The organism is Flavobacterium sp. FG68, assembly GCF_057808895.1.
In genome coordinates this window covers 132,576-158,426 of record NZ_JBMDIY010000003.1, presented here as the reverse complement: position 1 = coordinate 158,426, position 25,851 = coordinate 132,576, and the positions used below count along the sequence as shown (strand labels likewise).

Below are 25,851 nucleotides of genomic sequence, written 5' to 3'. Positions count from 1 at the left end.
ATTATGAAAAAGATATTAAAATATTTAGGGCTTCCAGTACTTATGGCTGGTTTAATATGGTCTTGCGATGATCTAGATGTGCCTATTACAACACAGTTGACACCTGAGGTTTTTCCTCAAAACCCAACGCAATATATTCAGACTACAGGACCTGTTTATACAGCATTTCGTGGTGAATTTTCATTTGCATGGTGGTGGTCTCAATCTTTATCTACAGACGAAGCTATTTTACCTGCAAGAGGTGGTAACTGGTTCGATAACAGAAATTATATCGCCATGCATTACCATGACTGGAATGCAGATAATGGTATCATAGGAAGTCTTTGGGACTGGTCATCTAAAGTTATCGGAACAAGTAATCAGGCAATTTCAATTTTAAATCAAACAATGCCTGAAGGTTCGGATAAAGAAACTTTGATTTCTGAATTAAAAACAATGCGTGCTATTTCTTATTTCATGTTAATGGATAGTTATGGAGATGTGCCATTAGATACATTATATGGAGATTTTACATCTCATGCTAAAACTCCCAGAAAAGATGTTTTCAATTTTATTGAGAAAGAATTAAAAAAAGCAGTCCCTAATTTAAATCCTGCAGCAGGGGTTACAACTTATGGAAGACCAAATAGACAGACTGCTAATGCAATGCTGGCTAAATTGTATTTGAATGCTAACGTATATACAGGAACACAACGCTATAATGATTGTATTGCGGCTTGCGATCAGGTTATTAATTCGGGTTTATATGTTATTGAACCAAGAGCAACTTATCTTCAAATGTTTTATCCTAACAACGGGCCGCAGATGAAAGAGTTTATTTTTGCAGTTCCTTACGATCCTGCAGCAGTTACAGTTGGTTTCAATGGACAAATGTACCATGCTCGCTATGATGTACCTCGTTCTGAAAGAACTAAGTTCGGTCTTCCTTATACACCAAGTGCACCAAGAAGTACCCTTCCGGAATTTTATGCCTATTTTAATGATGTAAATGACATACGCAACAAACAATGGCTTACAGGTCTTCAGTATATGAATGACGGCGTTACTCCGGTAATGGTTACAACAACTAAAAAAGGGTATGATCAGTTTTATACAGGATCTGATGGAGGCGATGCATTTACCTATCAGGTAAATTTGACGCCAGATATTATACCGCGTCAAAGTGAAACTTTATTTGATCTTGGAAACGACGAAATCGCATGGAATATGGGTTACAGAAATGTTAAATTCTACCCGGATGCGACTTCAACAAATCGTAACCAAAAGAACGACGTACCTTTCTTACGTTATTCAGACATCCTTTTAATGAAAGCAGAGTCAATTCTTCGTGGAGGAGGTGTAACATTAGGACAAAGTGCAGATGCATTAGTAAATATGGTTCGTTCTAACCGTACAACATCTGCAGCTTTAAGCGGTGTAACTTTGGAAGAACTTTATCAGGAAAGAAGCCGTGAGTTTACTTGGGAAGCGTGGCATAGAAACGATATGATCCGTTTTGGAAAATACGAAGGACAATGGGGGTACAAAACCAATACAGATGTTCGTCGTCGTGTTTTTCCAATCCCAACCAATGCTATGGTTTTAAATCCGGCTCTAACTCAAAATGACGGGTATTAATAATAAGAATTTAATTAAGTACATATTGTAACTGTAACTCAATTTTAATTTTGAAAAGGAGGGGAGAGTAAAAAATCTTCTCCTTTTTTACTAAAAGAAAACTGATTTTCAATTCCTCATAAGAATCAGTTCAGTTTCATTTTTGAATAAAAACAAAGCTTAATCGAATGTTGTTCTAAAAATCGATGAAAGATTAAGCTTTGTAATTTTCTATCAATGTATGTTTTGAGAGTACATTAAATCCAATAATTATCAGGTAAAATCCTGGGTCTTACATTTTCGATTTAGAAATAAACCAATATTGCCCCAACAATACCAACAGAATAAATGGAACAAAATATAATCTATAAAATAGGACGCATTGGAGTAAGTTTAGCTCTTGTTTTTTTAGTGTCATGTAAAACCAAAAATGAGGCTTCTTTTAAAAAAAAGCAAATATCAGATTTAGTTTATCCGCTGCTTGATACAGAAAATTCCAGATGGTTTTACTTCTCGTCAGCAAGCCGGCCATTTGGTATGGTAAACTTAAATCCTGATACCGAAATTAACGGCGATTGGGGAGGCGGTTATAAATATACTACAGATACAGTTAAAGGTTTTAGCCACGTTCACGAATGGCAGATGTCAGGCGTATCTGTAATGCCTGTAACAGTTTCTGCTGAAAACAAACCAACTATTTTTAAAGATTTTTATTCCCAATTCAGTCATCAAACCGAAATTATAACACCAGGATATCATTCAATAAAATTAAACAGATATCAAATAACGGCAGAATTAACCAGCACGGCAAGAGTTGGTTTTCACAAATATACTTTTCCGGTAAAAGCTCAAAAAGCAGTTCTTTTTAATCTGAACACTATTTTAGGACCTTGTGAAAATACAAATGGGAAATTAGAAAAAAACAATGATTATGAACTTTCGGGTTCATTAGTTTTGAGTACCAATTTCAGACGCCCAAAACCATTAACCGTATTTTTTAAAATTAAAACAAATGAGCTGATTACTTCCATAGAAAGAGATAATCTGACAGGTAATTATTTAGTCAATTTTAATAAAACGGAAGAACAGATATTGATGAAAGTTGGAATATCCTACACCTCAATTGAAAATGCCAATAACAATGTTGAAACCGAATTACCACATTGGAATTTTAATAAAACAGTTGCTGATTCCAGAAAAGAATGGAGCGATTTATTGGGAAGAATAAAAACAGAAGGAGGAACAACTGTTGATCAAAGAAGATTTTACACAGATCTATGGCATGCCCTGCAAGGGAGAAAAATGATCAGTGATGCAAATGGAGCTTATCCTGATAATACAGGCGACAGATTCAGAGTGGGACATTTACCTTTAAATGCTGATGGAAAACCGAAATTCAATCATTATAATTCAGATGCTTTTTGGGGAGCCCAATGGACAATTAATACTCTTTGGGGATTGGTATATCCTGAAATTATGGAAGAATTTGTATACTCTTTAATGCAGTATTACAAAGATGGCGGTATGATTCCACGCGGACCTTCAGGAGGAAATGATACTTACGTAATGACAGGAGCCTCAGCAACGCCTTTTATCGTAAGCGCCATTCAAAAAGGAATTGTAACAGAAGATTTAGAAGCTATTTATATTGCACTCAAAAAGAATCATATGCCGGGCGGTATTATGGAAAAAGCCGGATATGAACATAATACCAATATTGGCGGCGGATTAAAATACTATTTAGAAAAAGGATATGTGCCTTATCCGCTTCCCGAAGGTAATTTTGGAAGTCATGAAGACGGTGCAAGTCAGACTTTAGAATATGCATATCAGGATTGGACTTTGGCGCAATTGGCAAAAAAGCTAAACCATGAAGAAGATTATAATTATTTCATGAAAAGAGCTAAAAACTACCAAAATGTTTTTGATGCCAAAACAGGCTGGATGCGTCCGAAAGATGTGGAAGGAAAATGGCGTGAAAATTATGATCCGTATCAATATGAAAATGGATTTATAGAATCGAATGGAGCGCAGTCAACATGGTTTGTTCCGCACGACATTGAAGGTTTAGCCCTTTTGATGGGAGGAAATGAAAAAGCGGTTGCTAAATTGAACACTCAATTTGAAACCGCTAAAAAGCAAAATTATACTTCTGGTACATCACACGATGCAGAATTACATCCGGAATTTAGCAGAATTCCCGTAAATTTTGGGAATCAGCCTTCTATGCAGACATCCAATATTTTTACTGTATTAGGAAGACCTGATTTAGCACAGTATTGGACAAGAAACGTAGTAAAAGAAACTTTCAGCGGATTATCTCCTGCAACCGGTTATAACGGAGATGAAGATCAGGGATTAATGGGAAGTTTGAACGTATTGCTTAAAATGGGTTTATTTCAAATGAATGGAGGTACAGACAAAGAAGCTGTTTATCAAATAGGAAGTCCAATATTCAATAAAATTACGATAGATTTAAATCCGAAATATTATTCAGGTAAAAGATTTGTGATAAAAGCTGAAAATAACAGCGCCGAAAATGTGTATGTAAAAGGCATGAAATATAACAATAAAACGGTAAAAGATTTTACTCTTTCACATAAGGAGATTACCAATGGAGGTGAATTAATTTTAGAAATGTCAAAGTAAATAATAAATTTTTTTGCCACAGATTTCACAGATTATTCGGATTATTTTTAAAATCATTAAATCCTTGAATCTGTGCCAAAAAAAGTTTTTAGTTCTTAAAGAAATAAAATAAGTAATGAAAATATCCAGTAAAAATATACTTTTAGGAATATCATTTTTGTTTACAATAATCATTAATGCCCAGCAAAACGTCCATCAATTTGTAGACCCAATGATCGGTTCAGAAGGAGTAGGCAGGGTTTTTATTGGCCCATCTTGCCCATACGGAATGGTTAAACCAAGCCCGGATTGTACAGTAAGTCCAAACAGCGGCTGGCTTCCAATGCCAAAAGAAGTAACTGGTTTCAGCCAGGTGCATGTAAGCGGAACAGGCGGGGGGCCAAAATACGGAAACATTCAGATTATGCCTTTTTCCGGCAATTTGGATAAACTCGATCAGACTTCATTTCGTGCTGAAGAAAATGTAAAACTAGGTTATTATGAAACAGTTTTCAAAGAAAATAAAATCAAAACCGAAATCACCACAGGTGAAAAAGTATCTTTTTACCGCATTACTTATCCAAAAAATACATCAAAAGAATTAAAAATAGACCCGGGATTTTTTCTGGGGGAAGAAAAGATTCCTGATGCCAGAGAAGCACAGCAGTTTGTAGGTTCGCAGATTGAAATTGTTTCGGATACCGAAGTTCGAGGATACAGCAGAATCAGAGGAGGCTGGAATAACGGACGTGCTTATACTGTTTATTTCTGGGCAGTTTTCGACCAGCCTATTGTAAAATATATCACCTTTAAAGACGGCCAATTTTACAACAATCAAAAAGCTCAGTTTGATTCCGGAAAGAAAACAGCAGCGTTGCTTTCTTTTGGAAACACAGGAAAGGAAGAATTGAATGTCAAAATCGGAATCTCATTTTTAAGCGAATTAAAAGCCAAAAATAACATTGAAGTTGAAATTCCGCATTGGGATTTCAATACTGTTTTATCCACTTTAGAAAACAAATGGGAAGCATTATTAAGCCGAATTAAATTATCGGAAGATACATCCGAAGATTATAAAAAAATGTTCTACACGGGCTTATATCACACCATGATTATGCCTGTTGACCGAACAGGAGAAAATCCGTTATGGACAAATGACGAACCTTACTATGATGATTTTTATACGATTTGGGATACTTTTAGGACGTCAAGCCCTTTAATTACGATAATAGATTCCAAACGTAAAGTGGAAATAATCAATGCGATGCTCAACATTTACAAACGCGAAGGTTACTTACCCGAAGGAAGAAGCGGCAACGACAACGGAAGAACTCAGGGCGGTTCTAATGCTGAGGTTGTACTGGCAGATGCTTTTGTAAAAAACTTAAAAGGAATTGATTACGAATTGGCGCTGCAGGCCATGCTTAAAGATGCGACAATTCCGCCGGGAGGAAATGAAGAAAAAGAAGGAAGAGGCGGGTTAATAGATTACTTGAAATTAGGATACGTTCCTTATGGCACAGACCGTGCAGGAAACCGAACTATCGATTATGCGTACAACGATTACAATATTGCGGTTGTAGCAAAAGGATTAGGCAAAACCGATTTGTATAATCAATATATCAAACAAGCCGACAGCTGGCAGAATTTATGGCGTTCCGATTACGAAAATAACGGTGCCAAAGGATTTATTATGCCAAAAGACAAAGACGGAAACTGGCTGGACGATGTTGTTTTCGGAGAATCAAAAATCCAGAAACCTACTTTTAAATATACACCTGTAATTATCGAATCGCCTTGGTATGTCTGCCATTGGTGTGTGTTTTTCTATGAAGGAAATTCTTGGGAATATTCATTCAGCATTCCGCACGATGTTCCGGAACTGATTCGTAAATCCGGAGGTGAAAAAGCATTTGAAAACAGACTGAATACTTTCTTTAATTCAGATTTGTATAATGTGGCTAACGAACCTTCGTTTTTAACGCCATGTCTCTATCACTGGATCGGAAAACCGTATTTAAGCAGTGACAGAATCAGAACGATTATCAAAAATAATTTCAATACTTCAAGAGAAGGACTTCCAGGCAACGACGATTCGGGTGCAATGTCTTCGTGGCTGGCTTTTCATATGATGGGATTGTATCCAAATGCAGGACAGTCTTATTATCTGATCAATACACCTTTGATAAAAGAAACCACGATACAATTGGAAAACGGTAAAAAGTTTAAAATCTCTGCTAAAAAAATGAGTGATAAAAGCAAATACATAAAAGCGGCTTTTTTAAACGGAAAACCTTATAACAAAGCGTGGATTTTACATGATGATATTAATAACGGGGGAGAATTAATTTTAGAAATGGATTCGAAACCTTCGGCATGGGGAACTACAGTTTTACCGCCGGCAAAATAAAATGATCAGCAAGATGAAAAATATAATCGCAGCATTTCTGTTTTTAACATTTTATCAAACAGGAATATCTCAGAACTACATTCCAACAATAAAAAATAATACAGTTTTACATTATATCTGTAAGCTTCACGGACAGACCAGAACTTTATCGCTTACGACTGAAACAGCAGACAATAAACTGATTTTTAAATTGGAAACAAGAGGCGTAAAAAGTAGTATTGTTATGCTTCCCGAAGCAGTAAAAAACGGAAATGCCTTAAGTTTTAATCAAGGAGAATATGCGCCGGTTTTAAACTTAAAACCAACCGAAACTTTTTTTATGATTTCGCAGTCTGCTTATCAGGGTTTATTGAAAAACAATTCTTTTGTGTATAATAATACGACGTATGTTTTGGACAAAAACGAAGATAAAAATGCCGTTTCTATTGACGGAAAATTAATAGATACGCTGCACGTAATCGCACAAATTGATGAAACTGAAATGTGGATTGTAAAAAATCCAGAGTTTCCTATTATCTGTAAAATAACCAAAAATCCGCTAGGAATTAATTTCATATTGGTGAAAGTAGTAGATGCCTTAAATTAAAAAAAATTAAGAGATAGCAGACCTGTCAGTTATATGTTTCAATATCAAAACAATAAACAATGTCATTCAAAAATATCTTTTGTTCATTGATTCTTTTAGTTCTGATTTCCTGTAAAACAGAACAACATTTCAATGAAAAAAAGCTCCAAATCGCTTTTATAGCCGATGTTCATTTACAGGATATTTTTGCCAAATTTGAAGACAACAATTATCAGGGAATCAAAAATCCGGTTACGGGCGAATACGCTAATATCAGGACAATGAATTCGCAGCTGCATTCTACCAGAATTTTCAATGAAAATTATTTTGCCTTTCTAGAAGCCTTAAATGATATTGTAAAAAGAGGCATCAAACAAGTTGTGCTTCCGGGTGATTTCAGCGACGACGGACAACCCGTTCATGTGCGCGGATTGAGAAAAATACTCAATGAATACTCAGAAAAACACGGAATCTCATTTTTTGTAACGACCGGTAATCATGACGTTGTAAGACCGTTTTCTCAGGATGCCGTTAAAACTGATTTTTTAGGTAAAGACGGAAAAGAGCAGATCATCAGCAGTTCAAAAAATAATTTGAATAAAAGTAAAAGCGAACTAGAACCTATTATTACTTCCGATATAAAAAACTGGGGATATAAAGAAACCATTCAGGAAATGCGGGATTTTGGTTTTTTCCCAAAAAAGACTGATTTGTATTGGGAAACACCTTTTTCAAGCTACAGTTATGAGTATTATAATTTTGAAGAAGCGCAAAAAGAATCTGCTTTAGAAAAGAGAACGTATGTAATTAAAAACACAAATCTGGTTCTTCCAGATGCCAGTTATGTTGTCGAACCCATTAAAGGAATCTGGCTTTTGGCAATAGATGCCAATGCTTATGTTCCAAACGAGAAATTATCAGGAAAACAAGATGATCCGCATGATTTTTCTGGAGCCAATACAGGTTACAATAACGTTCTGATTTATAAAAGCCATTTATTAAACTGGGTAAAAAAAGTTTCCGCAGAAGCGAAACGAAAAGGAAAAATACTGATTGCTTTTAGTCATTATCCAATGGTTGAATTTAACGAAAATGCATCGCCGGAATTAAAACAGCTTTTTGGTGCCGATAAAATGCAGCTGCAGCGAGTTCCTAATGAAGAAGTAGCGCAGCAATTTGCAGATGCAGGAATTCAGATTCATTTTGGTGGACACATGCATATTAACGATACTGGCGTAAGAACATCAGTAAAAGGAAATACATTGTTTAATATACAAGCGCCTTCGCTCGCAGCTTATATGCCGGCTTATAAAATATTGACCATTCATTCAGATTCTGAATTTGAAGTGGAAACTGTTGTAATTGGCAAAGTCCCTAATTTCAATAGTTTATTTCCTTTTTATGAAGAAGAATACGCTCATTTGCAGCATAATAAAAGTGATCATATTTGGAACAAAGAAATTTTAAAAGCCAAAGATTATAAAGAATTTACAAACTGGCATTTAAAGGAATTAGTTCGTTTAAGATTCCTGCCAGAAGATTTTCCTGTTGATTTTTTGAAATCAATTGTAAATCTTTCAGGCAAAGAATTATTAGAAATAAATAAAAATCCATCAGAAATTGATCAGGATTTGAAATCAAATTCCCTGGATATTTCCAATTTTAAATCCTGGACAGGTTTTGATATGATTTTCGATTTTTACCGTTTAAAAAGTGCCGATGAATTGGTCTTTTCAGAAATTGGAAACAAAAGATTAAAACAATATGAATTGATTTGCAGGCAGTTAAAAAAAACAAACGATCTTAAACTGGTTTTATGGGCAGAAATATTTTTTAAAACCATGAATGGCGAGCCTTCTGATCATTTTAATATTGATTTAAAAAACAACAAAATTGATAATTTATCTGTTAAATAATTTTGATATTAATTAATCAAAAAGATTAAATTGCATTTATAATTTATTTCGATGAGACAAAAATCCCTTATACTATTCTTGTTTTTTGCCGCTTTTTATCATTCTTATTCACAGAATATAAAATTTGCGCATTATAATGACAATAACGGATTGTCTCATAATTCGGTACGTCATATTGTACAGGATAAAAAGGGTTTTATGTGGTTTGGCACATTCTCAGGATTAAATCGTTTCGACGGTTATCAGTTCAAAAACTATATGAGTTCTTCACCTGGAAAAAATAAATTGTACAATGATGACATCACCGCTTTGGAGCTTGATGAAGAATCTAATCAATTATGGATTGGTACCAGAAAAGGATTGACACTTTTTCAAATGGATACGCATGTTTTTACCACCTTTTTTCGTAAAAAAGAAGATCCAAACAGTCTGCCCGATGATGAAGTCAGATCAGTTTACGTAGATAAATTTAAAAGGGTCTGGGTGGGAACCAAAACAAAAGGTGTGTATCTGTTTTTTTTGAAAGAAAACCGATTCGAAAAAATTCAGCTTAAAGGTTTCGATTATGTAAAAGAAATTTTTGAAGACAAAAAAGGCAATGTCTGGATTGGCAGTTACGAAAAATCGGGTATTGCAAAAATAACAATGGATGCCAAGGGAGCAATTGTGCGAATTAATAATTACACGCTTTCTGTTCCGCATTCCAACATAAAAAATCCATATATTAACTTTATTTATGAAGATGCCAAATCTGATATTTTTGTAGGAACCCGTGAAGGTTTATATAAACTGGATAAATCCACTGATCAATTTGTCAATTTATATATAGAAAGCAAACAAATCAGAGGTGCATTAGGGCCTTATTTTTTATCCGTCGCCCGAGCTCCCGATGGAAAATACTGGGTTGGAACTTTAGGCGGATTACTGGTTTGTAATCAATTAGAAGATATTCAAAAAGGAAATTACAAATGGTATTATTCTATTTTGTCCGATGATACTTCGCTGGTAGATAATTTAATTTCAGCACTTTATTTTGATGCTTCCGGGGTTTTATGGATCGGAACAGAAGACGGTTTGGATAAATACGATCCGTATGAAAATCAGTTTACTTTAAACAAAGATATTTCACGCTCTATAGGCAATCAGGCACCCCGCATTAGAGGTTTTGCTAAAACGTATGATGAAAAAGTGATTGTGGCAACTTACCATAACGGACTTTTTATTTCGAATACAAAAGGCTCAACTCCTTTACATAACACAGGAAAAGATATTGCAAGTATTTATACGGATGACGGAAAAATCTTTTATTGCGGTCTTTGGGACGGAAACATATTAGTTTACAATTATACTACAAATTCTTCCAGAGAAATAAAGGCAGGATTTGAAAAATCCCCGGTTTTTGCTTTTAGAAAAATTACTGACGATTTGATGATAGTGGGTTCTTTTGGAGAAGGCGCAGTAATTTTGAATACCAAAACCCTTCAGGTACAAACTTCCAGTAAACTTTTGCCCGACTTTCAGATTAATGCCATTGAAAGAGATGCTAAAAATAATGTTTGGTTTGCCACAGAAACCGGAGTTGTAAAATACAATATCAATTCTGGAAAAATAGAAACCTATTCTTCACTTTTTATCAAAGAAAAAGGAGTTCCTCATGATGAAAATGTAAGTGACGTTTTGGTGGATGCAAAAGGTAAAATATGGGCATCAACACGTTTTGGGCTGTGTTTATACGATCCGAAAATAAACGAATTTGAACCGGTAAAAAATCTTAAAGAACTTTCGGGTAAATGGATTACCGATATCTTGTCTGATGCCCAAGGAAATTTGTGGCTGAACATCAATAACAATAATATTGCTTTTGTTAAAGCTAATTTAAAAGATATCAGTATTTACCATGTAAACAGCGGTAACAGATTGGACGTTTTTAGTTCAAGCGGCTTCTTTTACTTTAATAATTCTAATATTTTTCTGGGAGGTAAAAATGGAATTATTTCTTTTTCACCGCCGGCAATGAAAAGAAATAATTGGTCGCCGCTGCCTGTTATTTCCGAATTTAAAATTCAGAATGAAGAAGTCTTTCCGGAAATGGAGATTAATGGAGAGATTCCGCTTTCAAAAGATTTAAACTATGGAAATGAAATAGAACTTACGCATAAAAACCGCGATTTTTCGATTCAGTTTTCGGCTCCATCTTTTGCAAACGAAAAGCTAAATAAGTTTCAATACATGCTGGAAGGTTTTGATAAAAATTGGATTACAGCAAACAGTACGTCACGAATAGTTCAATATACCAATCTTTATCCCGGAAATTATGTTTTTAAAATAAGAGCAAGCAACAGTGACGGATATTGGAGTAAAACAGTTTCGTATAAAATAAAAATCCTGCCGCCTTTTTGGCTGACACCTATTTCTTTTATACTGTTTTTTGCCATTTTATTTGGTGTTTTTTATTTCATTAGAAAAGAAATTAAAAACCGAATTCGTTTAAAACAAGAACTCCTTACGGAAAAGGTAAACAGAGAACACGACGTTAAATTAAATAATGAAAAATTACGTTTCTTCACCAATATCTCGCATGAATTAAGAACACCTTTAACCCTTATTTTAGGTCCGGCCAAACAGCTTTTAGATGAAAGCAGCAATGCAACCGAGTATGAAAAAAGCAGATACAATTTGATTTATCAAAATGCGAGCAGATTATTGAATCTCGTAAATCAAGTATTGGATTTTAGAAAAGCGCAATCAGGGGAATTAAAGCTCAAAGTGACTAAAACAGATATTCTGGTTTATTCGAAAAATATTTTTGACTCCTTTAAGGAAATGGCTTATAATAAAAAAATTAAGCTCAATTTTATTACCGAAGACGATGAAATAAACGGCTGGCTGGATAATGATAAATACGATAAAATTCTATACAACTTATTGTCGAATGCCTTAAAGTTTACCAATAAAAATGGAAATGTCGATTTTTATATCAGGCTTAAAGATACCGTTGAAGATATTTTAGTAATTGAAGTAACCGATGATGGAATTGGGATTCCGTTAAAAAGTCAGGATAAAATTTTCAAGCGATTTTATCAGGCTACTAACAGTAAAGCCCATAATACGGGATCGGGTATTGGTTTGTCGTTGGTAAAATCTTTAGTAGCAATTCATAAAGGAATTATTACTGTCGAAAGTACACCGGGAAAAGGAAGTACATTTAAAGTCGAAATTCCGATTGACCGCGCTTCTTATGAGCATAAAGAGGTATTTGAATATGCGCTTAAAAATGACAATTTAAGTATGCTTATTCCGGAAAAAGCGGCTAAGAAAATCATTCAGAACACAGATTTAAAAGAAAAAATATTAGTAATTGAAGATAATAGCGAACTTAGAAAATATTTGGTGGACTATTTATCTGATTATTACAAAGTTTATGACGCAGAAAATGGAGAAGAAGGGTTAAAAATCTGCCGACAGATTAAACCAATTTTATGTGTTACCGATGTCATGATGCCTGTGATGGATGGACTTGAGTTTTGCAGACAATTAAAAAATGATGAATTTATAAGTCATATTCCAGTTGTAATGCTTACTGCGCTTTCTGAAAATATGGATAAAGTAAAAGGATACGACATTGGCGCTGATGGTTATTTGGTAAAACCTTTTGAGCCATTACTGCTTAAAACGGTTATCGAAAACATGATTAAATCAAGATTAGAGCTCAAACAAAAATTCTCCGGAGAAGTAGAAGGTAAGATTAGTATGCTGACTCATTCGCCAATTGATGAAGAATTTATGGTAAAAGTGACGAATTTAATCAATGATAATTTAAGTGAAGTAGATCTTTCGACAGAATTTCTATGTGATAAATTAGGCGTGAGTTCTTCCAAATTATATAGAAAAATTAAGGAACTGACGGATTTGGCACCAAACGAATTTATCAGAACCATTCGTTTAAAAAAGTCAGCAGAACTGCTCAAAACTAAAAAGTATAATGTTTCAGAAGTTACCAATTTGGTGGGCTTCAATGATCCATTATATTTCAGCCGATGTTTTAAAAAACAGTTTGGTTTCCCGCCAAGTAAGCTTATTTAATTAATTTTTCCATTTTCTATTGAGACCGAATCTTTGTCAAAGTTTAAAACTTTGATAAAGATATCCTAAGCATAAACATAGCCCGCGGTTTCAACCGTGGGAGCAAAATGTATATCCATCGTCCAATTTCCTTGCTATGTCTCCCGTGGTTGAAACCACGGGAATGCTCAAAATAATCAGCTAAATAATTGTAAAAATCCTACAATAATAAAAATCATCCATGTTTTTGATGTATTAATCCATTTTGAACGGTATAGGTAATTCTATTTTTGTCTTATAACTTTTAAACTTTTTAGCATTATGAAAAAGCATATAGACACAGATAATCCGTTGAATAATTTAGATGAATGGGAAGATGATTTGTTACTGCGATATCCAGATCCTTCTGAAAGTACTCCTGAAAAGCAAAAAGAAGAATTTAGAAATTATGTAGATTCAGAAAGAGTAGAAACGGTTAAGGAATTTTACAGAATAAATCATACCTATCAAACGTATGATTTTGTTTGTAATAAAGAAGCAGAATTTCTACAATTCAATAAAAAAGAAATGTCAATCTGGGAAGCTGTTGATTTTTTGAACACACTTGTAGACGACAGCGACCCGGATATTGACTTAGACCAAACACAGCACCTTTTACAGACTTCTGAAGCCATCAGAGCAGACGGCCACCCGGATTGGTTTGTATTAACAGGTTTTATTCATGATTTGGGTAAAATTTTATGTTTGTTCGGCGAACCGCAATGGGCAGTTGTCGGCGATACATTTCCTGTTGGATGTGCTTATTCAGATAAGATTGTTTACTCAGATTTTTTTAAAGAAAACCCCGATTATACAGATGAAAGATTCAATACCAAATTTGGTGTTTACACCCAAAACTGCGGATTGGATAAGGTAAAAATGAGCTGGGGTCATGACGAATATTTATACCAGATTATGAAAGATTATCTTCCAGATCCGGCTTTGTACATGATTCGTTATCATTCATTTTATTCTCAGCATAAAGAAAATGCATATGCACATTTAATGAATGAAAAAGATATCGAAATGTTTGACTGGGTACGAAAATTCAATCCTTATGATTTATATACCAAAGCTCCGGTTAAGCCAGACGTAAAAGCACTACTTCCATATTATAAAGAATTAGTTGCTAAATATTTACCTGAGAAGTTGAAGTTCTAGAAATATCAAAAATTTCATTTGAAAGCTATCTAAAACCAAAATAATGCATAAAACCAAAATATTTTTTTTAACCCTTCTGGTACTTTGCGGAACTTTTGTTTCGGCTCAGGAACAAGATCGCAACGATTGGGAAAATCCTCAAGTATATCAAATTAACAGAGAACCGGCGCGTGCTGCTTTTCTGCCTTACGCAGACGAAACCTCTGCAATAAGTGATAAATATGAAAACTCTCCGTGGTATTTTTCTTTAAATGGCAAATGGAAATTTGCGTGGTCGCCAACACCAGATCAGCGCCCAAAAGATTTTTACAAAACAGATTTCAGTACTTTACATTGGAAAGAACTTCAGGTACCTTCCAATTGGGAACTGAATGGATATGGTGTGCCAATTTACACCAATATCACGTATCCTTTCGAAAAAAATCCACCGTTTATTAATCATTGGGATAACCCTGTTGGGTCGTATAAAAAAGATTTTGTACTGCCGCAAAACTGGAAAAACCGACATGTTTTTCTTCATTTTGAAGCGGGAACGTCAGCGATGTATATTTGGGTAAATGGTGAAAAAGTAGGGTATACCGAAAATACCAAAAGTCCGGCAGAATTTGATATTTCCAAGTACTTAAAACCTGGGAAAAATGATTTGGCCGTAGAAGTGTACAGATGGAGTGACGGTTCATATCTGGAAGATCAGGATATGTGGAGACTTTCCGGAATTGATAGAAATGTGTATTTGTACAGTACAGATAATGTTCGCATTTCAGATTTTTTTGCCAGACCAGATTTAGATACGAAATACAAAAACGGAAGTTTAAATGTAGAAGTAAATTTGAAAAATCTGACTTCAACAGCAGTTAACAATCAAAAAATGACTGCGAAGCTAGTTGATGCTTCGGGGAAAAACGTATTTATAAAAGAATTGAATGTCAATTTTGAAGCATCGAAAATTCAGACTTTAAATTTTTCTCAGAATGTTTCCAATCCAAAATTATGGAGCAGTGAAACACCAAACTTATACACGTTGCTTTTAACTTTAAAAAATGCCAAAGGAGACCTTATAGAAACCGTTTCCAGTCAAATCGGATTTAGAAAAGTAGAATTAAAAGGAGCACAATTATTGGTAAACGGAGTTCGATTAATGGTTCATGGTGTAAACATTCACGAACATAATCAGGAAACCGGACATTATCAGGACGAAGCTACGATGATGAAAGACATCAAAATGATGAAGCAGCTGAATATTAATTCAGTACGCTGCAGTCATTATCCAAACAATATTTTATGGGTAAAACTATGTAACAAATACGGTTTGTTTTTGGTTGATGAAGCCAATATCGAAAGCCATGGAATGGGAGTAGAGGGACAGCCTCTAATTTGGATGAATCCAAAAACTAATCCGGGTTTTCTTCCAGAATGGAGAGAAGCACATCTGGATAGAATCTATAGTCTTGTTGAAAGAGATAAAAATATGCCGTCGGTAATTATTTGGTCATTAGGTAATGAAAGTGCCAATGGACCTGTATTTCATGAAGCCTACAAATGGATCAAAAAAAGAGACAATACAAGATTGGTTCAGTTTGAGCAGGCAAAGGAAAATGAAAACACAGATATCGTTTGCCCAATGTATCCGACAATAGAATACATGAAAGAATATGCGGCACGTAAAGAAGTTACACGCCCTTATATTATGTGTGAGTATTCGCATGCGATGGGAAACAGCAGTGGTAATTTTCAGGAATACTGGGATATCATTCGCGGAAGCAAAAACATGCAGGGTGGTTTCATTTGGGATTGGGTAGATCAGGGTTATTTAAGAACCGATGAAGTTGGAAGAAAATATTGGGCTTATGGCGGCGATATGGGAAGCCAAAATTATTTAAATGATGAAAATTTCTGTCACAACGGATTAGTTTATGCAGACAGAACCCCACATCCCGGCGCATTTGAAGTAAAAAAAGTATATCAGGATATTTTATTTAATGCAGTTGATATTAAAAATGGAGTGATCGAAATCATCAACGATTTTGGATTTACAAATTTGAATAAATACAACTTTAAATATGAGGTTTTAGAAAGCGGAAAAGTAATTAAAGAAGGAACAATTAATGTTGCTTTAGATCCGAAAACGAAAAAACAATTTAAGCTTGATTTACCAAAATTACAATCAAAAGAAGGAACAGAATATTTACTGAATGTTTTTGCATACACGAAAGTGAGTTCAGAATTACTGCCTCAGCATTTTGAAATTGCCAAAGAACAGTTTGTAATAGAAGACTCGAACTATTTTAAGAAATCTGAAAAAGTAAATAGGGCTAAAATTCAGGATGAAAAAGAACAGTTTGTGTTGACTTCAGAGAATGTTGTGGTAAAAATCAGCAAAAAAACAGGACTAATTTCTTTCTATAGTTTAAAAGGCGAGGAGTATTTTAAACAATTTCCTGAACCAAATTTCTGGAGAGCACCAACCGATAATGATATTGGAAATAAAATGCAGATTAGAACCAATGTTTGGAGAACGGCAGGTAAAAATACCAATTTAGAAAATATTCAGCAATCGGAGGAAAACGGGCAGCAATATATCGTTGCGAAATTAAAACTGAATGATGTTGCTTCTGATTATATCATTAAATATTCATTAGGAAATGATGGTGCTCTAGAAATACAAGCATCTTATAAAAAAGGTAATAATCCATTGCCGGAACTACCGCGTTTCGGAATGATTTTTACCTTAAAAAATACGTTAGAAAATCTGGATTATTATGGAAGAGGACCTTTAGAAAATTATCCGGACAGAAAAACCTCTTCATTCAAAGGAGTTTATTACAGTAAAGTTGCAGACCAATATGTGCCTTATACACGCCCACAAGAAAATGGATACAAGACGGATATACGCTGGTTTAAATTGTCAGGCAACAAAGGAAATGGCCTGGAGATAAAAGGTCTGCAGCCTTTAGGTATGAGTACTTTAAATAATTATCCGAGTGATTTTGACGGAGGAATTTCTAAGAAAAATATTCATTCCAGCGATATTACTCCAAGAAATGAAGTTGTTGTTTGTGTTGATTTAACCCAGCGCGGCTTAGGAGGAGACAACAGCTGGGGATTGCCTCCGCACGAACAATATGTATTAAACCAAAGCGAATACAGCTACGGATTTGTTATAAAACCAATTTTTTAAACTGACCACTGAATACTGACACTGAACACGATCAACTGACCACTGAATATTAAAAAATGAATAACACTACAAAAGGAAGATTGATTTCTTTGGATGCGCTGCGCGGATTTGTTATGTTTTGGATTATGAGCGGAGAACATATTATTCACGCTCTGGCCAAAGCCGCCCCAATTCCCGTTTTTATCTGGATGTCATCGCAACTGCATCATGCAGAATGGAATGGAATTACGTTTTATGATATGATTTTTCCTGTTTTTCTGTTTGTTGCAGGAGTTTCAATGCCCTATTCTTTTGAAAAGAAAATGGAACTTGCCGGTGTAAAAACGCCACAAGAATTACCAGGTAGCGAAAAGAAGAAAATTTATTTATCAATGCTGAGAAGAACCTGTATTTTACTGGTTTTAGGTTTTGTGGTAAATGGATTATTGCGATTTGATGGTTTTGATCATACCCGCTTTGCAAGTGTTTTAGGACGAATTGGACTGGCTTGGTTTTTTGCAGGAATCATCTATTTGAATTTTAATTTTAAAAAACAATTAATCTGGTTCTTCGGTATTTTGATTGGCTATTATGCCGCAATGAAATGGATTCCTGTTCCTGAATTTGGCGCAGGGGTTTTAACCAAAGAAGGATCACTGGAAGGATATATTGACCGCTTGTTTTTACCCGGCAGACTGCATAGTACGGTTTATGATCCGGAAGGAATATTTTCTACTATACCTGCTGTTGCTACAGCTTTATTGGGTGTTTTTATTGGAACATTTTTAAAAATAAAATATCCATTTTCTATAAAAGTAAAATTGCTTTTAATGGCTCTTACGGGAGTGATTTTGATCCTGGCAGGTTTGCTTTGGGATATTAATTTCCCAATCAATAAACATTTGTGGACGAGTTCATTTGTATGTTTTGTAGGCGGATTCAGTATTTTGTTTTTTGTTTTTTTCTATTTGATAATTGATTTGTTCGGTTTTCATAAATGGGCATTCCCATTAATATTAATCGGTTCAAATTCTATTTTAATTTACATCGCTGCCGAAGGTTTAGTTGATTTTAAACATACAGCAGATTATGTTTTTGGCGGACTTATCAATTTTGCGCCGCTTGTATGGCAGCCTTTTTTTGCAGCGCTGTCAGTAACCGTAGTGCAACTTCTGTTACTTTATTTTCTGTATAAAAGAAAATGGTTTCTAAAAATTTAGAATGAAGAAAACCAGTTTTGAAGTTAATTTTTAAACACATAGAAACATAGATTTATTTTTTATACAAGAGAATAAAAAAGATGAAATAAGAAACACGTTTCTTACACATAGCTATGTGAATTTATAGTAATGAAATGCCTTTTGTTCAATTTCTAAAACTATATACCTATGTGTTAAAAAATAAATTTAAATACATTTTACTATCTAACCACACAATAACCACACATTATGAATGTATTACAAACCGCAGATTACATTGTTTTCTTTATTTACTTTGTCATAGTCACGGCTTATGGAATGTATATTTACAGAAGCAAGAAAACCGCAGCAACGAGCTCCAACGAATATTTTTTAGCCGAAGGATCGCTTACCTGGTGGGCAATTGGAGCATCGCTGATCGCTTCTAATATTTCAGCAGAACATTTTATAGGTATGAGCGGTTCGGGTTTTGCGATTGGATTGGCCATTGCTTCTTACGAATGGATGTCTGCCGCCACATTAATTATCGTGGCGATGTTTATTTTACCCATTTATCTTAAAAACAAGATATTTACCATGCCGCAGTTTCTGGCCAAAAGATACAGCGGAACAGTAAGTACCATTATGGCCATTATCTGGCTTTTAATTTATGTGTTTGTAAATCTTACTTCTATCATTTATTTAGGTGCTTTGGCTATTTCATCAATTGCTCCTGTAAGTTTTCAGTTTTGTGTTATTGCGCTGAGTTTATTCTCTGTGATAGTAACTTTAGGAGGAATGAAAGTAATTGGATATACGGATATGTTTCAGGTTATAGTATTAATTCTAGGCGGATTAGTAACCACTTATTTGGCATTGACTTTACTTTCAGATCAGTTTGGTTTTGGAAAAGACATTCTAAAAGGACTGGCTATCATTGCCGATGAAGCGCCCGGACATTTGCACATGATATTAGAAAAGTCAAATCCACATTATAGTGAACTGCCGGGAATGTCTGTTTTGGTTGGCGGTATGTTAATCAATAATCTGGCGTATTGGGGATGCAATCAATATATTGTGCAGAGAGCGTTAGGTGCCGATTTAAAAACGGCCCGTAAAGGAATTTTATTTGCTGCTTTTCTAAAATTATTAGTTCCAATTATTGCCGTTTTACCGGGTATCGCCATGTTCGTAATGCATTCAAACGGAATGTTTCAGCAGGAAATGGTAGATGCCGCAGGAGTTTTAAAACCAGATCAGGCTTATCCAACTTTAATGAATTTACTTCCTGCAGGATTAAAAGGTGTCGCTTTAGCCGCTTTGACTGCTGCAATCGTAGCTTCTTTAGCAGGAAAAGCAAATAGTATTTCGACTATATTTTCTTTAGATATTTATAAAAAATATTTCAATTCGCAGGCAACAGAAAAAAAGCTGGTACGTACCGGAAGATGGTGCGTTGTGGTCTGCATGATCATTGCGGCTATTGTAGCTCCGGCATTAAAATCATTAGATCAGGCGTATCAGTTTATACAGGAATATGTTGGGTTCTTTTCACCCGGAGTATTAGCGGTTTTTTTATTGGGAATGTTCTGGAAAAAAACAACACCATCAGCCGGACTTGCGGGAGCATTATTAACAGTACCGCTTGCCGCCATATTGAAATTCCTGCCAATGTGGACAGACGGAGCTTTTCCTGATTATCCTTTCTTAGACCGAATGACTATTGTTTTCTTTTTAATTGTATTTATAATGGCTGGCATTAGTCTGGCAAAACCAGTTTCTGATCAAGAAGCTGAAATACATCAAATAGAAGTCGATAATTCGATGTTTAAAGTGTCTTCAGAATTTATTGTAGGCTCTTTTATTATCTGCGGAATATTAGTGGCTTTATATACCGTTTTTTGGTAATTTTTGAAATTGAGAAATTGCAACAAAGAATCATCAAAGATTAAAATAAAATAGAAATGAAAAGAAATTTTATAATAGCACTGTTTGTTTTCTGTATTTCCTTAACCGTTTCGGCGCAAAAGATATTTGACATTAAAAAATATGGCGCCGTAGGAGACGGAAAAACTTTAAATACAAAAGCAATTCAAAAAGCGATTGATGCGGCAAACAAAAATAAAGGCGGAAGAGTTGTTTTTTCTAAAGGAAAATTTCTATCTGGAAGCATAGTCCTGAAAAGCGAAGTTGAATTGTTTTTTGAAGAAGGAGCAATTTTATTAGGAAGTACCAATCCGGATGATTATCCTAAATTTGAAGGAATAAGAGCTTTGATTATAGCCAATGAAGCAAAAAATATTGCGGTAAACGGAAAGGGAATTATTGACGGACAAGGAAGAGAACTGGCATTAGCAATCGATAGTCTGCATCATACAGGAGTTCGAATTGATCCCAAATACAATTACAGAAGAATGCGTCCTGAAGATGGAAGAGGAAAACTGATTTCGTTTGTAAAATGCGATTCTATAACCATGATCAATATCACTTTAGAAAACAGTCCGGGCTGGGTGCAGTGTTTTACCGAATGCAAAAATATTGTAATCGATGCTATGAAAGTCAATAGTACCGCTTATTGGAACAATGATGGAATTGATGTTAACGGATGTGAAAATGTTCGAATTACAAACTGCAATGTAAACGCCGCAGATGATGGAATTTGTCTAAAATCGGAATCACCAGGTTTGGAGAATAATAATATTTACATTGCAAACTGCAGGATTAGATCAAGTGCCAATGCAGTTAAATTTGGTACAGGTTCTTACGGTAGTTTCAAAAACGTAACTATCGAGAATATCGAAGTCTATGATACTTTCAGATCGGCAATCGCGATTGAATCTGTGGATGGAGCCGAGATTGAGAATATTAAAGTTTCAAATATTACGGCCGTAAATACAGGAAATGCTATATTTATTCGTTTAGGTCACAGAAATGGAGATAAGCCGGGTTATATCAAAAATGTATCTATTAAAAATGTAAAAGTACAAGTTCCTTTTGGTCGTCCTGATATTGATTATGATCTGCGCGGACCAGAAGTTGATTATTTCCATAATCCGTTTCCGGCTTCTATTGTGGGAATTCCGGGGCATTTGATAGAAAATGTAACTTTAGAAAATATTGAAATTACCTATCCGGGAAGAGCCTCAAAAGGAATGGCATATCATCCTTTAACCCGATTGAAAGATGTAAAAGAAAACATAAATGGTTATCCCGAATTTTCCATGTTTGGAGAATTACCTTCTTGGGGATTTTATATCCGTCACTTAAACGGAATTGAAATGAAAAATATAAAATTGATTTTGGAGAAAGATGATTTCCGTCCAGCTTTTGTTTTTGATGATGTAAAAAATCTTACGTTGAAAGCTATTGATATTCCTTCAGACAAAACTAACCAGATTATTTTTAAAGATGTTTCATCAAGCCATTTAGACAGTGAATCTTTAAAACAAAAAATAGAACCAGAACAAAATAAATTTGAATTGCCTGCGCATTGAAATTTTGGCACAAACGCACGAAGACACAAAGTTTTTTACCACAGATTGTAAATTTTTTTTTCACGCAGATTTAAAAAAGATTTAAGCAGATTCTGCGTGAAACAAAAAACGCTGCGACTTTGCGAGATTAAAAAAATAAACAAAAGAAACTTTGCGAGTCTGAGGTAAAAATAATTTGACTCAATTGGTTTTTAATAAATAAAATGAAATGAAAAAGAAATCTATAATCGCGATCCTATTTTTTTGTCTTTCGCTGACCGTTACGGCACAGAATGTTTACGATATTAAAAAATACGGAGCAAAAGGAGACGGAAAAACCAATGATGCGGCAGCGATTCAAAAAGCAATTGATGCCTGCACTAAAACGGGCGGAAGAGTTTTAATTCCGGCACCTTTTACATTTTTAGCCGGACCAATTGATGTAAAATCCAATGTAGATCTTCATATCGAAGCCGGAGCGAAATTATTAGCAAGTCCGGATGAAAAATTATACACAAAAAGTGCTTTTAGAACTAACCCGGGAGAAGGTACGATTTGGATTGGAGGAGAAAATGTCGAGGATTTTGCCATTAGCGGAAGCGGAAAAATAGATGGAAACGGAATTTCTTTTATGGGTGAAGAACTCGAAGATTCTTATGTTTTAAAGCCCTTTAATGTTTTAGATCCAAGACCGCACGTATTGACCATTATTGGAGGAAAAAATATCAGGATCAAAGATGTTCATATCGGAAATTCGGCTTATTGGACCATTCATTTGGTTGGCTGTAATGATGTTGTTATTAGCGGTATTACTTTGTTAAACAGCTTAAAAGTGCGTAATAGTGACGGTATCGATTTGGATCATTCTAAAAATGTGAGAATCAGTGATTGTTATATCGAAAGCGGCGATGATTGTATTTGTCTAAAAAACAGAAGAGAATTTGAAGAATTTGGAGCCTGCGAAAATATTACTGTGACCAATTGCACCATGACGAGCAGCAGTTGTGCCATTAAAATTGGTTCAGAAAACATGGACGCAATCAGACAAGTGGTTTTCAATAATTGTATCATCAAAAACAGCAATCGCGCGTTGGGAATTCAAAATCGAGATGAAGGAACAGTGAGCGATGTTATTTTCTCCAATATCATTATCGAAGGTAAATTGACTACCGATACCTGGTGGGGAAAAGCAGAACCCATTTATTTAACGGCTTTTAGGAGAGCAAAAGGAAATCATAAAGATGCCAACTGGCGTTTTCCAAAAGGAGCTACAGAAGGAAAAGTAGGCGAAATAAAGAATATTTATTTCTCTAATATTCAATGCACAGGAGAAAATGGTGTGTTTGTAAGCGGCGAATCTAAAGATAAAATCAAGAACATTGTTTTTGATAATGTGAGTGTTTTTATTGATAAAACAACCTCTTTTCCTGGCGGAGTATATGACAGACGTCCCTCTAATGTAGAAGGTTTTGTAAAAGGAAGTACTTCGGGATTCTACTTTGATTCGGCAGAACGTATTAAAGTGCAGAATTGTACCGTACAATGGGGAAAAAACAGACCAGAATATTTTAAATACGCTGTGGAAAGTAAAAATGTAGATGAATTAATCGTAACAAATTTAGAAGGACAATCAGCTTTTCCTGCTAAATTAGAGGCGGTAAAAAAATAATTCCTTCCATTCCAAAAACTATGAAAAATAATATTCTTAGAACATTCACCATTTGTATGCTTTTAAGCAGTTTTTATGTAAATGCTCAAAAAACAATTTTAGAAGTTGATGCCTCAAAAAACATCACCAAAATTCAGCCAACCATGTTCGGTTTGTTTTTTGAAGATATTAATTTTGCTGCAGACGGAGGATTATATGCCGAATTGATTAAAAACAGGTCTTTCGAATTTGATAAACCTTTTATGGGATGGGAACAGCCCAATACTAAAAGATCTTCTTTAAATAAAGAATCGGGGAGTGCGGTGCCAGTCAAAGTTGAGGCAGGCAATACGGTTTTTTGCAGAGTAGAAATCAACAATGCAAAAGGTTATGCTTTAATAAATGAAGGTTTCAGAGGAATGGGAGTGAAAAAAGATGCAAAATACAACCTTTCATTAAAAGCAGCCAATCACAATTTGGCAATTCAAAAGGTTATCATTCAGCTTATTGATAAAAATCAAAAAGTGATTGGAGAAACGAGCATTGTCCCAAAATCTGATCAATGGACAAATTATACTGCATCAATTTCAGCAACTCAAACCGAAGCAAAAGCAAAGCTCAAAATAACTTTTGAAGGAACAGGAACGATAGATTTAGATATGATTTCACTGTTTCCGGAAGATACCTGGAAGAATAGAAAAAACGGACTTCGTAAAGATTTGGTGCAGCTTTTATATGATATGAAACCTGGCTTTTTGCGTTTTCCGGGAGGTTGTATTGTTGAAGGAAGAACGTTGTCTGATCGTTATCAGTGGAAAAAATCAGTTGGGAATGTAGAAGAAAGAAAAACGATGATGAACCGTTGGAATGTAGAATTCAACCACAAACAAACTCCGGATTATTTTCAAAGCTTTGGCTTGGGATTTTTTGAATATTTCCAGCTTTCAGAAGACATTGGAGCAGAACCATTGCCGATTTTAAGCTGCGGAATGGCTTGTCAGTACAATACGGGAGAATTAGCTCCAATAAACGAACTCGATCCATATGTGCAGGATGCTTTAGATTTAATTGAATTTGCCAATGGAGCTGTAACGACAACCTGGGGGAAAATCCGTTCCGATATGGGACATCCAAAACCATTTAATCTAAAATATATTGGAGTAGGAAACGAACAATGGGGTCCGGATTATATAGACAGATACAAAGTTTTTGAAAAAGCAATTAAAGCAAAATATCCAAATATCATCATTGTATCCGGAAGCGGGCCTTCGCCAGATGGAGAGCATTTTGATTTTGCGATGGAACAGCTTAAAAAACTAAATGCAGAATTGGTAGACGAGCATTATTACAAAAGCCCGCAATGGTTTAGAGAAAACGCCGGACGTTATGATAATTATGACAGAAAAGGGACAAAAATATTTGCAGGAGAATATGCCGCGCAAAGTGTTTCAGGCGCAAACCCGAATAACAGAAATAATTGGGAATGTGCTTTTTCTGAAGCCGCCTTCATGACTGGCTTGGAAAGAAATGCAGAAGTAGTTCATTTAACATCTTATGCACCTTTAATGGCTCATGAAGAGGCGTGGCAATGGACTCCAGATATGATTTGGTTCAATAATTTAGAATCTTACGGTTCAGCCAATTATTATGTGCAGCAATTGTTTTCAACTAATAAAGGAACAGATTTGTTAAGCATTACCAAAGATGGAAAAGCTTTAATGGGACAAAATAGTTTATATGCATCGGCAGTAAAAGATGTAAACAGCAAAGAAATAATTGTGAAATTGGTAAATACTGCTACATCAGCACAAGATATTAGTATCGATTTAAAAGGAGCAAAATTAGGATCAAAAGGAACAATTATTAGACTTGTAAGCCCAAATACACAAGATGAAAATACATTTGCAGATCCGAAAAAGATAACTCCAAAACAAAGTGAGTACAAAATAACAAAAGGAAACCAGCAATTAAATCTTCCTGCTTATTCGGTAACTGTTTTAAAACTCAAAATGATTTAA

Annotated in this window: 13 protein-coding genes; all 13 read left to right on the top strand. The window is 34.8% G+C overall.

Annotated elements, in window-relative coordinates; translation table 11 throughout:
• Positions 1–3: 3 nt before the first annotated feature.
• The 13 genes from ACODSB_RS03240 to ACODSB_RS03180 all read left to right on the top strand — a co-directional run bounded on the left by ACODSB_RS03240 (position 4) and on the right by ACODSB_RS03180 (position 25,851).
• Positions 4–1,617 carry a RagB/SusD family nutrient uptake outer membrane protein gene (locus tag ACODSB_RS03240; RefSeq protein WP_488935987.1) on the top strand — a complete coding sequence of 538 codons (1,614 nt, stop codon included), beginning with the start codon at positions 4–6 and terminating at the stop codon, positions 1,615–1,617.
• A gap of 327 nt (positions 1,618–1,944) precedes the next feature.
• Entirely contained in the window at positions 1,945–4,245 is a 2,301-nt protein-coding gene (locus ACODSB_RS03235; RefSeq protein WP_488935986.1) for a GH92 family glycosyl hydrolase, read from the top strand.
• A 115-nt stretch (positions 4,246–4,360) separates the two neighbouring features.
• Positions 4,361–6,634, top strand: a complete 2,274-nt coding sequence (locus tag ACODSB_RS03230) for a GH92 family glycosyl hydrolase (protein ID WP_488935985.1) — start codon at positions 4,361–4,363, stop codon at positions 6,632–6,634.
• A gap of 13 nt (positions 6,635–6,647) precedes the next feature.
• Positions 6,648–7,220: a hypothetical protein gene (locus ACODSB_RS03225; RefSeq protein ID WP_488935984.1), complete on the top strand. Its 573-nt coding sequence runs from the start codon at positions 6,648–6,650 to the stop codon at positions 7,218–7,220.
• A 59-nt stretch (positions 7,221–7,279) separates the two neighbouring features.
• Positions 7,280–9,115, top strand: a complete 1,836-nt coding sequence (locus tag ACODSB_RS03220; protein ID WP_488935983.1) for a metallophosphoesterase family protein — start codon at positions 7,280–7,282, stop codon at positions 9,113–9,115.
• Between the two features lie 51 nt (positions 9,116–9,166).
• Positions 9,167–13,198, top strand: coding sequence for a hybrid sensor histidine kinase/response regulator (locus tag ACODSB_RS03215; protein WP_488935982.1), 4,032 nt, complete (start codon positions 9,167–9,169; stop codon positions 13,196–13,198).
• A gap of 300 nt (positions 13,199–13,498) precedes the next feature.
• Positions 13,499–14,377 (top strand): inositol oxygenase family protein, encoded by an 879-nt coding sequence (locus tag ACODSB_RS03210; RefSeq protein WP_488935981.1) that lies wholly within the window; start codon positions 13,499–13,501, stop codon positions 14,375–14,377.
• Between the two features lie 43 nt (positions 14,378–14,420).
• Positions 14,421–17,555 carry a beta-galactosidase, LacZ type gene (lacZ, locus tag ACODSB_RS03205; RefSeq protein ID WP_488935980.1) on the top strand — a complete coding sequence of 1,045 codons (3,135 nt, stop codon included), beginning with the start codon at positions 14,421–14,423 and terminating at the stop codon, positions 17,553–17,555.
• Between the two features lie 56 nt (positions 17,556–17,611).
• Positions 17,612–18,754 carry an acyltransferase family protein gene (locus ACODSB_RS03200; RefSeq protein WP_488935979.1) on the top strand — a complete coding sequence of 381 codons (1,143 nt, stop codon included), beginning with the start codon at positions 17,612–17,614 and terminating at the stop codon, positions 18,752–18,754.
• 228 nt (positions 18,755–18,982) lie between these two features.
• Positions 18,983–20,620 carry a sodium/sugar symporter gene (locus tag ACODSB_RS03195; RefSeq protein WP_488935978.1) on the top strand — a complete coding sequence of 546 codons (1,638 nt, stop codon included), beginning with the start codon at positions 18,983–18,985 and terminating at the stop codon, positions 20,618–20,620.
• 56 nt (positions 20,621–20,676) lie between these two features.
• The gene (locus tag ACODSB_RS03190) at positions 20,677–22,206 is read left to right on the top strand and encodes a glycoside hydrolase family 28 protein (protein ID WP_488935977.1); all 1,530 of its coding nucleotides are present in this window, start codon (positions 20,677–20,679) and stop codon (positions 22,204–22,206) included.
• A 208-nt stretch (positions 22,207–22,414) separates the two neighbouring features.
• Entirely contained in the window at positions 22,415–23,854 is a 1,440-nt protein-coding gene (locus tag ACODSB_RS03185; protein WP_488935976.1) for a glycoside hydrolase family 28 protein, read from the top strand.
• 20 nt (positions 23,855–23,874) lie between these two features.
• Positions 23,875–25,851 (top strand): alpha-L-arabinofuranosidase C-terminal domain-containing protein, encoded by a 1,977-nt coding sequence (locus ACODSB_RS03180; protein WP_488935975.1) that lies wholly within the window; start codon positions 23,875–23,877, stop codon positions 25,849–25,851.

What these genes read in the sequence shown, in the direction of transcription:
- ACODSB_RS03240 (WP_488935987.1), top strand. Translation starts at nt 4, where the DNA reads ATGAAAAAGATATTAAAATATTTAGGGCTTCCAGTACTTATGGCTGGT.
- ACODSB_RS03235 (WP_488935986.1), top strand. Translation starts at nt 1,945, where the DNA reads ATGGAACAAAATATAATCTATAAAATAGGACGCATTGGAGTAAGTTTA.
- ACODSB_RS03230 (WP_488935985.1), top strand. Translation starts at nt 4,361, where the DNA reads ATGAAAATATCCAGTAAAAATATACTTTTAGGAATATCATTTTTGTTT.
- ACODSB_RS03225 (WP_488935984.1), top strand. Translation starts at nt 6,648, where the DNA reads ATGAAAAATATAATCGCAGCATTTCTGTTTTTAACATTTTATCAAACA.
- ACODSB_RS03220 (WP_488935983.1), top strand. Translation starts at nt 7,280, where the DNA reads ATGTCATTCAAAAATATCTTTTGTTCATTGATTCTTTTAGTTCTGATT.
- ACODSB_RS03215 (WP_488935982.1), top strand. Translation starts at nt 9,167, where the DNA reads ATGAGACAAAAATCCCTTATACTATTCTTGTTTTTTGCCGCTTTTTAT.
- ACODSB_RS03210 (WP_488935981.1), top strand. Translation starts at nt 13,499, where the DNA reads ATGAAAAAGCATATAGACACAGATAATCCGTTGAATAATTTAGATGAA.
- lacZ (WP_488935980.1), top strand. Translation starts at nt 14,421, where the DNA reads ATGCATAAAACCAAAATATTTTTTTTAACCCTTCTGGTACTTTGCGGA.
- ACODSB_RS03200 (WP_488935979.1), top strand. Translation starts at nt 17,612, where the DNA reads ATGAATAACACTACAAAAGGAAGATTGATTTCTTTGGATGCGCTGCGC.
- ACODSB_RS03195 (WP_488935978.1), top strand. Translation starts at nt 18,983, where the DNA reads ATGAATGTATTACAAACCGCAGATTACATTGTTTTCTTTATTTACTTT.
- ACODSB_RS03190 (WP_488935977.1), top strand. Translation starts at nt 20,677, where the DNA reads ATGAAAAGAAATTTTATAATAGCACTGTTTGTTTTCTGTATTTCCTTA.
- ACODSB_RS03185 (WP_488935976.1), top strand. Translation starts at nt 22,415, where the DNA reads ATGAAAAAGAAATCTATAATCGCGATCCTATTTTTTTGTCTTTCGCTG.
- ACODSB_RS03180 (WP_488935975.1), top strand. Translation starts at nt 23,875, where the DNA reads ATGAAAAATAATATTCTTAGAACATTCACCATTTGTATGCTTTTAAGC.